Below are 16,200 nucleotides of genomic sequence, written 5' to 3' on the forward strand. Positions count from 1 at the left end.
TTTTTATGAAAATTCTTTTGTTCTGCAGGCTGAACAAAATGAGCATATCAGAAAGGGCGGAGCTCTAGAGACAGAAAAGTTTCAAGCAGAGACATTCAAGGCGGCTTACATGTATAAACTGTATTTGGAAGAATACTTAGAGCTTGATGCTGCTATGTCTTATAATTTGATTAAACCCAAAGAAGCAGTAAGCGATAAAGAAGCAATTGATGCTCAGGTAAAAATATCTTATATAAGTGAAAATAACACTCTATATGCAGGTGTGGCTAATAAGAGCCGTATGCCGTCCATGGGCGAGATGTTCGCTTTTTTCCCGTGGGAAGTTGCCAATGCCGATTTAAAACCGGAAAAAAGTATGCAATATACGGCAGGCTATAAGCGGATGCTGGAAGAAAAGACATCGGTAGAAGCGGCGCTTTATTATTACGATATTGAGGACCTGATCGTTTATCGTAATATGGGCTATATAAATCTTGATAAAGCGGAGCAATACGGTATGGATATACGTATGGATAGCAAGGTCTTTGACAATCATCATCTGCGTTTTTCATATGCTTTTTCACATACGCAAGACAGTGAGAACAACCCATTGGAATTGATACCTGAGCATAGAATAAAACTGGAAGATACTGTAACTATTTCTAAAGGATGGGATGCTTATTTGAGTTATCAATATTTTGGTTCACGCTATAGTTCCAACACAGCCACATATACAGATGAGCAGGAAAAACTAGACTCTTATCATCTGTTTGATCTGCAAGCAATTTATACTAAGATCGATAAAACAACACTACGATTTGGTGTTAAGAATCTTTTTGATGAAGCATATGAGTGGAAGTACGGTTATCCTACAGAAGGGCGCTCTTATTACGTCTCTTTGGAGTGGAAATTTAATTAGCATATTTGGTGCTAAGAATCTGATTTAAATCGCAACAATTACCGCAAAATTACGGTAAGTTTTTATTTTATGCAGTATGGATTTTTGTTTTCAATAAATTTTGAATAAAAGCATTTAAAGAAACACCTGCTTTTAGCGCTTCTTGATGGATTTTTTGATGTAGCTTGGGGTCAATTCTGACATTAAAGACGCCTTTGTATGTTTTTTGCGGCTTTCTCCCCAGCTCTTTGCATGTTTTCAAATACTCATCGACCGCATTGTGAAAGTTTGTCTCAAGCTCGCTTGCGCTATCTGCCTCAAAGGTTACTAGATCGTCTATAAGCTCTATTTTTCCAAAAAAGAGTTTATCTTCACTAGAATACTCTATTGAACCGACATAGCCTTTATATTCGATTGTATTAGCCATTATAGTATCTCCTTTAGCTTAACTTGTATCTGCTTAACAAGATAGATTTTTAAAATATTGCCTGGGTGTGGTTTGTGTAAGTTTATGAGACTATCTTTCTCTTTGTTGTAAAACTTTACGGCTGACCCGCTACCTTCTACCTTATCATAGCCAAGACTTAAAAGCAGAGTTTGAAGTTCGTCAAATGTCAGATCTTTATTTGGCGGTACTTTTGAAAATCTGCTTAATAGTTTATCTTTCTTGCTCATACTAAAATGATACCATAAAATAGTTACAAAAAAGCATTTATATTGACAGCTTGTAGTGAGTGGGCATTAATAGACATAGTAATTAAGTAAAATATAGGGAGAGCTGAAAGTGTAAAAAATAAGTAATTAGTAAAAAGAAGTGGTGCTCACAACTGGACTCGAACCAGTGACTTTTACCTTGTCGAGGTAACACTCTACCAACTGAGTTATGCGAGCAAGAGCGTAATTTTAGCGAAAAATCCTTAAAATAAATTTTTTTATTTGACGCATTAAAAAAGTTATTTAAAATATATATTGAGAGTAGAGATTTACTTTTAATTTATGTTTATTAAGTGTATAATTCGACTCATAATTAAAAAGTACCATAAGGCAAGTTATGAACTTAACTGAGTTAGAAGAGATAGGCTTAAAAAGTGTTGGAAAAATTTATCATAATCTTAGTTATGATGAATTAATTCGACATGAGATTGAAAATAATGAGTGTGTTGTAACAAAAAAGGGTGCAACAGCCGTAGATACCGGTATATTTACGGGCCGTAGCCCAAAAGATAAATATTTCGTAGATCGCTATCCATCAAATGAACATATTGCGTGGGGTGATGTAAATCAAAAAATAAGTGAAGAGATTTTTAATGAACTTTTAGACCTCTCAAGAGAGCAGCTCTCAGGCAAAGACTTATACATAACAGATGTTTACAGCGGTGCTAGTGAAGCTTCAAAAAGATCAATACGCTTTATAACCGAGATAGCATGGCAGTCTCACTTTGTTAAAAATATGTTTATCCGCCCAACTAAATCTGAATTAGAGAGTTTTAAGCCACAGTTTACAGTAATGAACGCTTGTAAGGCAGTTAATGAAAAATGGATGGAGCATGGACTTAATTCAGAAGTTTTTGTACTCTTTGATATTGAAAATAACTTAGCGATTATCGGCGGGACATGGTATGGAGGCGAGTTGAAAAAAGGAATTTTTTCAATGATGAACTACTGGCTGCCACTTGAAGATAAGCTTCCAATGCACTGCTCTGCAAATGTTGGAGAGCGTGGCGACACGGCACTTTTCTTCGGACTTAGCGGTACTGGAAAAACTACGCTCTCTACAGATCCGCATAGAAAACTTATCGGTGATGATGAGCATGGATGGGATGATAATGGAATATTTAACTTTGAGGGCGGTTGCTACGCCAAGGTTATAAATCTTGACGGCAAGAGCGAGCCTGAGATATATAACGCCATTAAGTCCGGTGCTCTGCTTGAGAATGTCGTAATGTACGGTGATGGTGAAGTCGATTATGAAGACTCAAGTAAAACAGAAAACACGCGGGTCTCCTACCCGATAGAACATATAGAAAACCACGAACCCTCTCTAAGCGCAGGTCATCCTGAAAATATAATCTTTTTAACTGCGGACGCTTTTGGCGTTCTTCCTCCAGTCTCAAAACTTACTCGTGAACAAGCAATGTACTATTTTCTAAGTGGATATACTGCAAAAGTTGCCGGAACAGAACGCGGTATAACTGAGCCTGTTGCAACATTTAGTGCATGTTTTGGGGAAGCATTCTTGCCTCTTCACCCAACAGTATATGCAAAACTTTTAGGTGAAAAAATAGACAAACATGATGTTAATGTCTATCTTGTAAATACCGGCTGGACAGGTGGTGCTTACGGAGTAGGGCATAGAATGAGCATTAAAGATACTCGTGCATGTATAAATGCCATATTAGACGGAAGTATAAAAAGCAGTGAGTTTGATGTTACAAAAACATTTGGTCTTTATGTTCCAAAGACTCTTGGAGATATAAATCCTGAGATATTAAACCCTCGAAATGCATGGGCTGATAAAGAGGAGTTTGATAGAACAAGAGATATGTTAGCTGAGATGTTTATAGAGAATTTTAAAAAGTACCAGAGCAAAGATAGCGAGTTTAACTACTCTGCCGCGGGACCAAAATTGGAGAAAGGAAGCTAACTTTTTAGCTTTCTAAAGAAACTCAGTTCCTTCGTTTTCTAAAGAAGCTCAATTTTTTCGCTTTCTAAAGAAGCTCAATTTTTTCGCTTTCTAAAGAAGCTCAATTTTTTCGCTTTGTGGCTTTTGTCATATATAGCCACAAAGCCCCTCCAAAAACTACCAAAATGATAGGCGCTATCCATGGTTTTTGACTTATTGTCTCTGCTATGCCTATCAAAAAACTTCCAGAATAGTAACTACCAAGTCCAAAAGCAAGTGCCCAAACTGCTGCACTTAAAACATTCAGTATTGCAAATCTTTTAAAGTCATACTTAGTTAATCCTATGGCAATGGGTATAAGAGTCTTTATACCGTAAACAAATTTTTGGATGAGTATTATCCAAGAGCCGTTTTTCTTCATCATGATGTGTGCAAGGGCGAGTTTTCTTCTATGTTTACGCAAGCCATCCATCATCATTGTTTTTTGGTATCTAGCCATATAAAAGAGTAGAAAATCTCCAAGAGCATTTGCTGTAAATGCTATTAAAATAGATAGGCTTAAATCCATTTTGCCCATAAATGACAAAACACCTGCCGCAATAATTGCTACAAACCCACCGCCAAGCGAGTAGAGAAAAAGTCCTATATATCCGTAAGTTGCTAGATTGCTAAATGTATCTTCCATTTTATAGTCTACTTTCTAAAGTTTTTTAATTTTTGTTATTTCATCACGAAGACGTGCGGCTTCTTCAAAGTTTAGCTCGAGTGCCGCCTCTTTCATCTTTAAAGAGAGCTCTTTTACCATGGCTTTTCTCTCTGCTGGCGGTATTTTATCCATTTTTTTATGTTTTTGGTAAATATCGCCGTAATCTTCTACTTTTAAATTTTCGTCTAATTTACGGATGGTAGTTGTTGGTGTAATGTTATGCTCTTTGTTATGCTTCTGCTGCATCTCTCTTCTTGCATTTGTTTTATCAATTGCTCTTTGCATGGAACCTGTTATCTTGTTTGCATATAAAATTACTCTACCGTTTGCATTTCTAGCCCCTCGTCCGATTGTCTGAATGAGCGCTGTCTCACTTCTTAAAAAACCCTCTTTGTCAGCATCTAGAATTGCGACAAGACTGACTTCCGGCAAGTCAAGTCCCTCACGAAGCAAGTTTATGCCTATTAAAACATCAAACTCTCCAAGTCGCAAAGAGCGTATTATCTGGTTTCTCTCAATTGTGTCAATATCTGAGTGCATGTATTGTACTTTTATACCCAAATCTGCAAGGTATTTTGTAAGCGCCTCTGCCATTTTTTTAGTTAAAACAGTTATAAGAACACGTTCATCTTTTGTGATTACTTTTTTAATCTCATCATGTATATCTTCAACCTGATTAGTCGAGCTTTTTATCTCTAAAATAGGGTCAAGCAAACCTGTTGGACGGATAATCTGTTTTGCACATACACTTGAGAGCTCAAGCTCATAATCAGATGGCGTGGCAGAGACAAAGAGGTAGTGAGGAGCTTTGTTTATATACTCATCGAGCATTAGAGGTCTGTTGTCAAGTGCACTTGGCAGACGAAATCCATAATCAACCAAGACCTCTTTTCTGGCTCTATCTCCCGCGTACATTCCACGATATTGCGAAAGTGAAACGTGTGATTCATCAACAATTACAAGATACTCTTTGTGGTGCAGAGCAAAATAATCAAGCAGAGTATATGGAGCCTCTCCGGGTTTTTTATTTGTAAGTAGCCTTGAGTAGTTCTCAACCCCTTTACACATTCCAGTAGTTTGAAGCATCTCAAGGTCAAACTCCACTCTCTGCTTTAAGCGTTGGTACTCGACGAGCTTGCCCTCTTTTTGAAAGTATGCAAGCCTCTCATCAAGCTCCTCTTCTATGCGTTTAATAGCAACTGCCATCTTCTCTTGGCTTACGCTAAACTGTGAGGTTGCATAGATAGTAAAGTTTTTATGCTCCTCAAGCTTTTTGTTCTCAATTACATCAAAAGTATAAATCGCTTCTATCTCATCTCCAAAAAACTCTATTCTAATGGCCTCTTGCTCAAAGTATGGCGGGTAAACATCCAAGCTCTCGCCGTTTACTCGTATGTGACCGCTGTCGAAGTATGAATCGTTTCGACTATAACCCATCTCAACAAGGCGAAGCAGAAGTTTTTTTTGTGCTATAGTATCGCCGATGGCGATGGACTGCACCATATTTTCATACTCCTCGGGATCTCCCAATCCGTAGTTTGCAGAGACGGATGCAACAACTATAACATCATCGTAGCTAAGAAGATTTGCAGTTGTAGAGAGCCTTAGACGTTCAAGCTCATCATTAATAGCACTATCTTTTTCTATAAAGAGGTCTTGTCTTGGGATGTAAGCTTCCGGCTGATAGTAGTCATAGTAAGATACAAAATACTCAACATGGTTATTTGGAAAGAATTGTCTAAACTCTGAGTATAGCTGTGCGGCTAAAGTTTTGTTGTGCGTCATGATAATGGTAGGCATCTGCACTTTTTCTATAACACTTGCCATCGTGTAGGTTTTACCGCTTCCTGTTACGCCCTCAAGCGCTTGGTAGCGATTGCCCTCTAGGATGGAGTCACTTATGGTTTTTATAGCTGTTGGCTGGTCTCCTGCCGGGGAGTAATTTGATACTACTTTAAAGTTTGCTTCTTTTTTCATTGATGAAATTATAGCTAAATGGGGATAATATCAGAGAAACCGAGCTTTTTTTCAAGATGTGGTTTGTTAATCTAATATCGATTCTTTAAAATATCTATCTATATTCATATATGTTTTACCTGTATGACCTTTAAACATAAGATGAGATTTGTTTAGTTTTGAGATGTGATTTACTCCTACGACTGCTAAAAGTTGACGAACGCCTGCTAATAGTTGCTCATGATAAGAGGCAACATTTATTGCTTTTTTCTCGACTAAAAACGAGGCTCTTTTTTTCTTATCTTGTGTTGCAAGTCCAACTGGACAATGTCTTCCATGTGCACCTGAACACTCTCTTGCTCTAATGCATCCGGCACTCATCATAAAGGCTCTAGCAATTGCTACATAATCGGCGCCGATTCCAAAAAGAACAAAGGCATCATCAGGAGTGAGAACTTTTTCACTAGCAATTATTTTCACTTTATCTCGAATGCCGACTCTTTTAAGTGCGCTGTCTGCTACATATAATGCTTTTGTAATTACCATACCAACTGCCATCATCATCTCTAACGGTGCCGCACCGCTTCCTCCATCGCCGCCGTCAACTGTAATAAAATCAGGGTAAGCATCAGATCTCTCATCAACTCTTTTTTTGATGAGATTTGCATACTTATCAAATGACTCTTTTGATGATATAACTATTTTAACTCCAACCGGTTTTTGTGATAGTTTTTTAAGCCTTCCTATAAAATCAAACAACTCTTCGAGATTGTGAGCAAACGGAAACTGATTTGGACTTAAGAGATCCTTATGAGGCTCAACTCCACGGTAATAAGCAACAGCATCACTAACCTTATCTGCTAGTAATTTACCACCTGTTTGTTTAGCGCCTTGAGCAATTTTTATCTCAGTCATTTTTGCAAAACTCATAGTTTTTTTATATCTATCTTCATCAAAATTGCCATCTTTGTCACGAACGCCATAAAGACCGCTTCCTATTTGAAAAATTATATCTGCAATATCATTTGGCACAGTAGATGGAAATGAATCTAGCGGAGCATTCCAGTTTACTCTATAGCAAATGAGTTTATCGCGATTAAAAAGATAACTCTCTGCATCTTTGGAGTAGATAACAATATGTCTATAAACTTTTTCAGCTATAGCCTCATTAAGGAGTAAACGTAAAATTTTATATATAACTTTTGCAAAAAGCGTGCCCTCTAAAACATCAAAATATTTACTATTTTTTTCACTATATTTATGTGTGTATAAAAAGTTAGAAGTCAGACTTCCTTCTCCTGTGTTGATGGGGAATTTACCAAGATATGCGCCTTTTGAAAAAGCTCTTGTCCCCTCAGGAGAAATCGCTCCGTCACTCATGGCACTTCTTCCAAAAACTGACTTTGTTTTAAATGGATTTGTAGAGTTTTCACCAAAAGTCACACTAAAATCATCACTAACATCATCTGTATTTAGTACACAATTTGCATTCTTAATAGAGAGTCTTGCACTTTTTTGTTGTTGTCCCGGAGAGAATGAAGTATAAGATGATTTACGTTCAGCCGAATCATAAACCCATTTTACTTTGTCAAAAGATTCATAAAATTTTTCATCACCGAAATATTGGCGCATTGGGTCACGAAGAGCATAAAAAAGGTAGCGCAGTCGCCCTATAAGTGGGTAGTTTATAAGAAGCTGATCTTCTCTTTGTATAAATTTATCATAAATAAATAATATAACGGAAATTACAATAAAAACAACAATAGCTGCTTGAAATAAAAATAGTAATATAGGAAAGTTAAAATTTCCGATATTATTTGTAAAGTTTAATAAAGCTTCCATTGTCTAGTTTTTTTCACCAAAAATCAATCTGTCAAGACTAAATTTTCCAGCTCCATTTGCTACAAATATAAGTAAAAACAGCATGTAATATAACGGTATTTCAAAACCATTTTCCCCAGCTGAAAATCCATGTGGCAAATGCACAGTTACAATTGCTACTATCATCACGACAATAAGAGGTAAAGATATAAATCTAGTTAATAATCCCAGTGTCAGCAGAATCACACCCATAATCTCTGCGCTTGCCGCCATGTATGCGTTTAATGTCGGAAACGGTATGCCCATTGAGCCAAACCACTGTGCAACTGAGCCGATATCACTCCATTTCATCATTGCCGGTTCATAAAAACCGTAAGCGACCGCCACTCTGGCAAACAATAAAGATAGGGACTTGCCGTACTCGCTTAAACGAGAAAATTCCATATACATCTGTTTGCACTTCATAATGGACTCCTACTATTTGCAGTTAATATAATTGTAGCATAAGAGATTGTAAAGATTATGCGATATTCTTTATTATTTTAATCTCTCAATCTTTTTTACAATATTTATTGCAGCCGGTAAGAGTGACTCACTAAGTGCCGGGTGAATATATAACATCTCTTTTAGGTGTCTTATATCATTGTCTATATGCATAACTGTAAGTACTTGATGTATCATTGTTGAACTTTGAGGTCCTATCATATGACAACCTAGTATCTTATAACTCTTTTTATCTACGATTAATTTTGTAAAAGGATATTTCAACTTTGTGCCTTGAGCTTTTGCGCTTGTGAGCCAATCTGTTTTTGATACTACAAAATTTAAGTTTTTTTCTTTTGCCTCTTTTTCAGTTACCCCAACGCTTGCTATTTCAGGGTCAGTAAAAACTGCATGTGGCATGTACTTAAACTCTAAAGCTCTATTTTCGTCTTCAAATAGTATTTTATAAAGATAGTTCATCTCGTAAGAGGCTGCATGTTGAAGCATATATTTACCAGCAGCATCTCCAACTACATATACACCTTTTGCATCAGTCTGAAAAAATTTATCTCTTTTTATAAATCCTCTATCATCAAGTTTTATTGAAGTGTTTTTAAGATTTAGACTTTTTGCATTTGATTCTCTCCCTATTGCATAAAGCAGAGCTTCAGAGGTGTGGTTTTTAGTTTTACCTGCTTTATCTTCTAGTGTTAGGTCAAAAAAAGAGTCTTTATATGTTGCATCTTTGATAGTTGTATTAAACTCAATATCTATTTTTTTAGAAAACTCCTCTTTAAAAACTTTTGATATATCCTCATCTTCATTTGATAAGATATTTTCACTTCTTACTAAAAGTTTTGTTTTTACGCCCAAAGCATCAAAAACATTAACTAACTCACAAGCAATAAAGCCAGAGCCAACAATTGTTATTGATTTTGGTATTTTATTTATAGGAAAAATATCATCACTTGTCCAAGCCCCTTCAAAAGGTGCTTTTTTAGGAGAGGCACCTGTTGCTATTATTATTTTGGGAGCAGTTAGTTTTTCATTATTTACTTCAACAATATTGTTTGAAACAAAAAAACCAATCCCTCTAAAGAGTTTAACATTTTCATTTAATTTAGATTTATGGTTTTCATCAACACTATTTATAAAACTATTATTATTTTCAAATATTTTTTCTATATCTATTTTATCTATGCTAGAGTTTATATAGTGCCTATTTGATTCTTCTATAGCTCGTATTACATCAGCATAACCAATAAGAAGTTTAGAAGGAACACAGCCTCTATTTGCACATGTTCCTCCTAAAGTAGATTTTTCAATCAATGCAACTTTTTTACCTAATTTACCAACCTTTGAAGCTAAATGGGAGGCTCTACCTCCACCTATAATAATCAAATCAAATTTTTTCATATTTTATAATCCTTTTCTTTAGCCGTTATAGCAAAATCTGGATTCATAAATGCCCAAACAGAATCTCTCTTGAACTTTTTTAACCACTAAGTCTAAAATATCATAGTTTACTACAAAGTTAATAACTCTTCGATAATTTATACTATTTAAATCAGCATTTTTTACATATAATAACAAAGATTTTTTTATAGGGATTTTTTTATGTCTTATCTACAGCCAAATGATTTTGTAACAAAGATGGTCGATTCTGGGGAGTCTAAGGTCTATATGTCAACTAAAGACACCATTATCAGAGCCTTTATGGCTGGAGCCATACTTGGACTCTCTGCCGCATTTGCTATAACCGTTACGATAACAACAGGTTCCGCTCTTGCCGGAGCAATGCTCTTTCCGGTTGGTTTTATCATGCTCTACCTTATGGGTTTTGATCTCTTAACTGGAGTTTTTGTTCTAGTTCCTCTTGCTCTTTTAGACAAGAGACCCGGAGTGACTTTAAAACAAGTTTTAAGAAACTGGGGACTTGTTTTTTTAGGTAACTTTGCCGGTGCGATTGTAGTTGCTTTTATGCTCTCTTTTGTTCTAACTTATGGTTACTCCATAGAGCCGGATTTAGTTGGAGATAAAATAGCCACTATAGGTGAAGCAAGAACTTTAGGTTACAAGGAGCACGGTGTCTTTGGATGGCTTACTATATTTATGCGAGGGATGCTTTGTAACTGGATGGTCTCAATGGGTGTTGTAGGTGCGATGATATCCACAACAGTTAGCGGTAAAGCTATAGCTATGTGGATGCCTATCATGCTCTTCTTTTTTATGGGCTTTGAGCACTCTATAGTAAATATGTTTTTGTTCCCATTTTCTATGATTTTAGGTGGAGATTTTACAATCATGGATTATCTAATCTGGAATGAGATTCCAACCGTACTGGGAAATCTAGTAGGTGGTCTAACATTTACCGGACTCACACTATACTCAACTCACATAAGAACCGGAACAAAAAGAGATTTAACATAAAAAGGAGTAGTTTTTTAAACTATTTTTGCATCAAACCTATATTTAAGAACTAAAATAGACTCTTGAATTATTCTCTCATCAGTACAGAGGTGAAAAACTTTGCAAGCGAGAAGATTAAATAATTTGATTTTATATCTTAAAAAATAATTTTTGTTGTATGATGATGTTATCTGCACGCTAAAGCATTTCAGCTCTTTAAAACAGAGGAGTTTAGCAGAAAAAGGAGTTAGAATGAAAATTATCGGTATTGTACTAGCCGTCGTCGGGGTTGGTTTTGCAGTATGGGGATATCAGTTATCAGGCTCTATCGGTTCAGAGGTAACTCAAGCTGTTACTGGCGCAGATACAGACAGAGTAATGACTTATTATATTTTAGGTGCTGTTGCTTTTGTTGTTGGCATCTATCTTTTTCGTAAAAATTAAAAATAAAGAGACAATATGCTTGAAACAATTGCAATAATCCTAATCATTCTTTGGCTTTTAGGGCTTGTAAGCTCGTACACTCTTGGAGGATTTATTCATGTTCTCTTAGTTATTGCGCTTGTAGTTGTTCTGCTTCGTGTTATTCAAGGTAGGCGATTATAAATAGTTATATTTTAAACCCTACTCATGTCTTAGAGCATCTATAGGGTTTAGTCTTGCGGCTTTTCTTGCCGGAAAGTATCCAAAAACAACTCCGACAACTGTTGAGAAGAAAAAAGCTACTAAAACTATAGGTGTATTAAAAATTAACGGCAAATCAAAATAAAGAGCAATCCCAACCCCCGCACTTACTCCTACAATAATACCCAAAACCCCTCCAATGGAAGCAAGAACTATAGACTCAACTAAAAACTGCAACAGCACCTCTCTCTCAAGCGCCCCGATTGCAAGTCGTATGCCTATCTCGCGTGTTCTCTCAGTAACGGAGACTAGCATAATATTCATGATGCCTATACCGCCGACAAGAAGGCTGATTGCCGCAACCGCTCCAAGCAAAATGGTAAGTATCTGCGTTGTGGAAGAGAGCGTTTGAACCATTTCACGCATATCATGGACGTTAAAATCATCCTCTTCTCCAAGCCCAATCTTGCGCCGCTCCTGTAAAATAGAGATTACAGATGCTTTTACGCTCTCTATTGAGGAGGAGTTATTTGCAGAAATTACAATCCTTCCTATCTCCTGATTTCCACTTATTCGTCTTTGAAACATTCTTATAGGAGTTACAATTATGGCATCTTGATCCATCCCAAACATTGCCGCACCTTTTGATTCAAGTAGTCCGATAATCTCACATGAGAAATTCTCAAGCCTTATTAGCTCTCCTACGGGATTAAGTGCGCCAAAAAGCTCTTTTCTAACCGTTTCACCGATAATACAAACAGTTTTTCCGCTTTTAAGTTCTGAAGGCAAAAAATTTCTACCTGAGGCAAAAACCCAATCCTTAACCACAAAGTAGTCGTTGTCGCTTCCTTCAACGGTTGTAGAGTAGTTCTTGTTTGCATATACTGCTTGCATTTGGCTTGAGCTAATGGGAGCAACCCCGCGAATATTAATAGCTCCCTCTTTAAGAGCATCAATATCACCTTGGACAAATCTTCGAGCCGCTGAATCGGTGCTTGGAGGACCTTGTTTCTGCTGTCCCGGTATAACTATGAGCATATTTGTTCCAAGCTTAGATATGCTCTGCGTAACATAAGCTGTTGTAGAATCTCCTAACATTATCATTGCAATAACAGAAGCGATTCCAATAACAATTCCAAGCACTGTTAAGGCTGAGCGCATTGCACTTCTACGAATTTCACGAAGGGCGAGTAAAAAAGCATTCCAAATCATGGAGCAACTTCTACATCTTGGATATACTCTATATCACCATCTCTAAAATGCACTCTTCTTGAGGCGTACTCCGCCATTTCACTCTCATGAGTTACCATAAGAATAGTGATTTTTTTGTCTCGGTTAAAGGATTGTAAAAGCTCCATAATCTCAATACTTTTTGCAGTATCAAGATTTCCGGTCGGCTCATCTGCTAGTAAAATAAGTGGGTTTGTTGCAATTGCCCGCGCTATTGCAACACGCTGCTGCTGCCCACCTGAAAGCTCGCCGGGAGTGTGATGCGCAACACTCTCTAATCCGACACTTCTTAGAGCTTCCATTGCCATTTTATGCCTCTCATGTGTGTTATAACCGCGATACAGAAGGGGAAGTTCGACATTTTCTATGGCAGTTGTTTTTCCAAGCAGGTTAAACCCTTGAAATATAAATCCTATATAGTTTCTTCTTAAAAGTGCACGTTGATCTCGTGAGAGAGTTCCGGTATCAATCCCCTCAAAGAAGTACTTTCCGCCACTTAGAGTATCAAGGCAGCCAATCATATTCATGGCAGTTGATTTACCCGACCCGCTAGGTCCCATGATTGCTAAAAATTCTCCTCGTTTGACTTTTAAATCAACACCCCGCATGGCATAAGTTTTTGCCTCATTTTTGCCATATGTTTTTGTTGCCCCTCGCAACTCTATGATATACTCTTTCATGACTCTTTTGTTCCGATTAAAACTAAATCATTTTCGCTAATTTCTGCTTTTTTTATAACGGTAAAGCTTCCATCGCTTTTTCCGATTTCAACTTCAATCTTAAGGGGTCTGTTTTCTCGTAAAATCCAAACATAGTGTTTTGAAATATCTGTTTTAGTTTTAGCATGTCTAGAATTTGCTTTATCTTCTATAGGTGGAGTAAAACGAAGTGCCGCATTTGGTAAAACAGAGACATTCTCTAAAATATCTGTAACAATCTGCGCTGTTACAGTCATTCCCGGTCTTAGAAGAAGCTCTGAATTATCCACATTCACAACAGCATCATAGGTCACTACACCGTTTACTATCTGGGAGTTAAGACGCAACTGCGTAAGTGTTCCCTCAAAAAGCTTCTGCGGATAAGCATCGACACTAAATTTTACTCTCTGCTGCTCTTTTACATCTGCAATATCTGCTTCATCAACACTTACAACCACTTTCATTTTGGTCAAATCCTCTGCCATTGTAAAGAGTACCGGAATCGTCATGGAAGCAACAACGCTTTGCCCCGGTTCGATTTTTCTATCTAAGACTACACCATTTATAGGAGATACGATAGCTGCTTTTTTTAGGTCGTCTTGCGCGGCCTTAAGCTCGGCACTTGCTTGGTCACGCCCGGCTTTTGCGGCTTGCAGTGAGGCCATTGCGAGTTCATAAGCGGCAAGAGCAGAATCAACCTCTTGCTTTGATGGGTAGTTTCCATTTGTAGCTTGAACCATTTTCTCTACTCGTCTGTACTCATTTTGTGCCTTGTTTAGCGTTGCAGTTGCTTCGGCGATATTTGCTTGATGTTTTGCGAGTGCGGCTTGGTAACTTGTTACTTTTGAAGATAGTTTTACCGTATCAAGCCTCGCCATAAGCTGACCTACTTTGACTTGCTCGTTATAATCTACTAAAACTTCGCTTATAGTTCCCGAGACTTCTATACCTACATCAACGGTGTTTGTCGGCTCCATGTTTCCGGTTGCCGATACTGTTGTAGTAATAGTTTTTTTCTCTAACTTTGTCGTCTGAAAGTTTAGCTCTTTATTTTTTGCCTCTTTTGTCATATACCAAAAAACAGCTCCTGCAATGAGAAGCACAATAGCAAAAATCCATATATATTTTTTATAGCCGCTTTTTTGGTTTTTACCAATTTTTAGAGTCTCTTCTATTGTGTTGTTTGAGTTATTGTCCATCTTATCTCCTTGGAGCTTTAAGCGCAAAATGAAGTTTTGCCAGCTCTATTTGTATATTTATCTCGTTTATTTTTATATTAAGCCTCTCAATCGCTTTTGAGTTTTTTATGGTTTGCAAATCATATCCCGTCTTCTCACCTGTATTTACTCCTGCTTCTATAGCTTCTATAAGCTCATCATATAAAGAGAGATTGTTAAAGGTTATCTCGTTATGGCTGCGATAACTCTCAATAAGTTCAAGAGATTGAGCGTAAGAGGCTTTTGTGCTTCTAAGCGTATCTGCCGCTTGAGCCGCTTGTTTTAAATAATTAGCTTTTGCTTCTTGCTTAGTAGCCGTTGCATTATAGGCAAGAGGTATATTAATAGCGACACCTGCACTATAGTAACTACCGTCATATTGTGTGTCATACCTTTTTGAGTCGTACTCTTGATAACCGGTATTAGCGTTTAGAGTAACGCTTGGCAGATAGCTACTCTTTGTCACGCCATAGAGATGTTCATAGCTTTTTGTTTGCAAGCGGAGATAGTTTAGGTTTAAATTATTTTCAAGATAGGAGTCTCTCTGTACCAAAGTAAACTCAGGAAGCAAAAATATTTTGGGGTCTATATCACTTACCTTTGAGATATCTTCTCTTAAACGTGCTAGCATATACTTATGTGAGGCTAAATTTTTCAACTCACTGCTTTGTGCCATCAAAGCATTGTTTAGTTCTGTAATATCAGCTTTGCCTACATCATAGAGTTGACGTTTTATAAAAATCTCTATCTCATTGTTTTTAAGTAGTAACTCACTCTGCTGTTTTTGATAAAGCGTCTTTTTGTAGTTTAATAGCGCACTAAAGAGCTCTTCGTTTATAGCTGCTATCTCTTTTGCAAGCAAAATCTCATCTGCTCTTTTTTTGGCATCTGCATACTCTATCTGATATGTTATACCTCCTGAGCGGAAGATATCTTGAGAGATGGAAGCTGAGATATTTGTATTTGTGCCGTAATCCCCCGTATATGTTTTGTCGTATCCATAGGATGCACCTAGATTAAGAGGTGCTATCCAGTTGTACTTTAGTTTTTCATACTCTGATTCATATCTGTTTTGTTCTTGGAGCAAAAGATTTTGTTTCTCTTGTGAGAGGAGCTCCTTCTCATTTGCACTCAATGATGTAAAAGTCAGAAGATAAAGTATTATATAAGAGAGAGTGTTCTTTTTCATTCTTATCCTTAAACTTTTTAAAATTGTATCTGAGTTAGGGTAAATTTTAAGTTAGTGCTCTTATATAAATATAAAAAATATCTTAAAACAACTATGTAATTAAAAAGTGATATAAAAGGTAAAAGTTAAATCGGATAAAATTACTCTGATTTAAAAAATTAGAGCGTAATTCGTTCTTACCAAAGGATACAAAATGAAAAAATTCATTTTACTAATCGCATTAACATTAGGTGCTCTTCAAGCTGACAACGTAGTACACTACGATACAAAAGAGGCTCAAACTCCCATTAGTAAGCCTAATCATCCAAATTCAGATATTTATTAATTTAAATATCTAAAATTTTATTTCTCCTTCTAAAATAGGTTT

17 protein-coding genes and 1 tRNA gene are annotated in these 16,200 nt (G+C 36.7%); 6 read left to right on the forward strand and 12 right to left on the reverse strand.

Annotation, left to right across the window (positions count from 1 at the left end):
- A partial coding sequence (locus M0Q20_RS07545; protein ID WP_295060073.1) for a TonB-dependent receptor occupies positions 1-898 on the forward strand: 898 nt, incomplete at its 5' end.
- A gap of 67 nt (positions 899-965) precedes the next feature.
- On the opposite strand, the gene M0Q20_RS07550 is transcribed toward M0Q20_RS07545, so the two are convergent.
- The 3 genes from M0Q20_RS07550 to M0Q20_RS07560 all read right to left on the reverse strand — a co-directional run bounded on the left by M0Q20_RS07550 (position 966) and on the right by M0Q20_RS07560 (position 1,768).
- Positions 966-1,304: a type II toxin-antitoxin system HicB family antitoxin gene (locus M0Q20_RS07550; RefSeq protein ID WP_295060076.1), complete on the reverse strand. Its 339-nt coding sequence runs from the start codon at positions 1,302-1,304 to the stop codon at positions 966-968.
- Entirely contained in the window at positions 1,304-1,552 is a 249-nt protein-coding gene (locus tag M0Q20_RS07555) for a type II toxin-antitoxin system HicA family toxin (RefSeq protein WP_295060078.1), read from the reverse strand. Before M0Q20_RS07555 ends, M0Q20_RS07550 begins: the two co-directional genes overlap by 1 nt.
- Positions 1,553-1,692: 140 nt before the next feature.
- Positions 1,693-1,768, reverse strand: a tRNA-Val gene (locus tag M0Q20_RS07560).
- Positions 1,769-1,928: 160 nt separating this feature from the next.
- Between M0Q20_RS07560 and pckA the strand changes: the two genes are divergently transcribed.
- Positions 1,929-3,521, forward strand: a complete 1,593-nt coding sequence (pckA, locus tag M0Q20_RS07565; protein WP_295060081.1) for a phosphoenolpyruvate carboxykinase (ATP) — start codon at positions 1,929-1,931, stop codon at positions 3,519-3,521.
- Between the two features lie 100 nt (positions 3,522-3,621).
- On the opposite strand, the gene M0Q20_RS07570 is transcribed toward pckA, so the two are convergent.
- From M0Q20_RS07570 to M0Q20_RS07590, 5 genes are all read right to left on the reverse strand, one after another.
- Entirely contained in the window at positions 3,622-4,185 is a 564-nt protein-coding gene (locus M0Q20_RS07570) for a DedA family protein (protein WP_295060084.1), read from the reverse strand.
- Positions 4,186-4,200: 15 nt separating this feature from the next.
- Positions 4,201-6,183 carry an excinuclease ABC subunit UvrB gene (gene uvrB / locus M0Q20_RS07575; protein WP_295060087.1) on the reverse strand — a complete coding sequence of 661 codons (1,983 nt, stop codon included), beginning with the start codon at positions 6,181-6,183 and terminating at the stop codon, positions 4,201-4,203.
- Between the two features lie 66 nt (positions 6,184-6,249).
- Positions 6,250-8,004 carry an FMN-binding glutamate synthase family protein gene (locus M0Q20_RS07580; RefSeq protein ID WP_295060090.1) on the reverse strand — a complete coding sequence of 585 codons (1,755 nt, stop codon included), beginning with the start codon at positions 8,002-8,004 and terminating at the stop codon, positions 6,250-6,252.
- A 3-nt stretch (positions 8,005-8,007) separates the two neighbouring features.
- Positions 8,008-8,448 (reverse strand): DoxX family protein, encoded by a 441-nt coding sequence (locus tag M0Q20_RS07585; protein WP_295060093.1) that lies wholly within the window; start codon positions 8,446-8,448, stop codon positions 8,008-8,010.
- A gap of 72 nt (positions 8,449-8,520) precedes the next feature.
- Positions 8,521-9,882 carry an NAD(P)/FAD-dependent oxidoreductase gene (locus M0Q20_RS07590; RefSeq protein WP_295060095.1) on the reverse strand — a complete coding sequence of 454 codons (1,362 nt, stop codon included), beginning with the start codon at positions 9,880-9,882 and terminating at the stop codon, positions 8,521-8,523.
- Positions 9,883-10,083: 201 nt separating this feature from the next.
- Between M0Q20_RS07590 and M0Q20_RS07595 the strand changes: the two genes are divergently transcribed.
- From M0Q20_RS07595 to M0Q20_RS07605, 3 genes are all read left to right on the forward strand, one after another.
- Positions 10,084-10,896 (forward strand): formate/nitrite transporter family protein, encoded by an 813-nt coding sequence (locus M0Q20_RS07595; RefSeq protein WP_295060098.1) that lies wholly within the window; start codon positions 10,084-10,086, stop codon positions 10,894-10,896.
- 150 nt (positions 10,897-11,046) lie between these two features.
- Positions 11,047-11,319: a DUF3185 family protein gene (locus M0Q20_RS07600; RefSeq protein WP_295060101.1), complete on the forward strand. Its 273-nt coding sequence runs from the start codon at positions 11,047-11,049 to the stop codon at positions 11,317-11,319.
- A 15-nt stretch (positions 11,320-11,334) separates the two neighbouring features.
- The gene (locus M0Q20_RS07605; protein WP_295060104.1) at positions 11,335-11,481 is read left to right on the forward strand and encodes a lmo0937 family membrane protein; all 147 of its coding nucleotides are present in this window, start codon (positions 11,335-11,337) and stop codon (positions 11,479-11,481) included.
- 18 nt (positions 11,482-11,499) lie between these two features.
- Here M0Q20_RS07605 and M0Q20_RS07610 read toward each other — a convergent pair whose 3' ends face one another.
- The 4 genes from M0Q20_RS07610 to M0Q20_RS07625 are packed head-to-tail and all read right to left on the reverse strand — an operon-like array spanning position 11,500 to position 15,833.
- Positions 11,500-12,711, reverse strand: coding sequence for an ABC transporter permease (locus tag M0Q20_RS07610; protein ID WP_295060107.1), 1,212 nt, complete (start codon positions 12,709-12,711; stop codon positions 11,500-11,502).
- Positions 12,708-13,409, reverse strand: coding sequence for an ABC transporter ATP-binding protein (locus tag M0Q20_RS07615; protein ID WP_295060109.1), 702 nt, complete (start codon positions 13,407-13,409; stop codon positions 12,708-12,710). Before M0Q20_RS07615 ends, M0Q20_RS07610 begins: the two co-directional genes overlap by 4 nt.
- Complete coding sequence (locus M0Q20_RS07620) at positions 13,406-14,626, reverse strand: efflux RND transporter periplasmic adaptor subunit (RefSeq protein ID WP_295060112.1); 1,221 nt, start codon at positions 14,624-14,626, stop codon at positions 13,406-13,408. Before M0Q20_RS07620 ends, M0Q20_RS07615 begins: the two co-directional genes overlap by 4 nt.
- Before the next feature lies 1 nt (position 14,627).
- Positions 14,628-15,833: a TolC family protein gene (locus M0Q20_RS07625; RefSeq protein WP_295060115.1), complete on the reverse strand. Its 1,206-nt coding sequence runs from the start codon at positions 15,831-15,833 to the stop codon at positions 14,628-14,630.
- Between the two features lie 193 nt (positions 15,834-16,026).
- Here M0Q20_RS07625 and M0Q20_RS07630 point away from each other — a divergent pair, with 193 nt between their 5' ends.
- Positions 16,027-16,158, forward strand: coding sequence for a hypothetical protein (locus M0Q20_RS07630; protein ID WP_295060118.1), 132 nt, complete (start codon positions 16,027-16,029; stop codon positions 16,156-16,158).
- Positions 16,159-16,200 lie beyond the last annotated feature (42 nt).

The organism is Sulfurimonas sp. (assembly GCF_023229025.1).
In the GTDB taxonomy this organism is placed as follows: Bacteria; Campylobacterota; Campylobacteria; order Campylobacterales; family Sulfurimonadaceae; genus Sulfurimonas.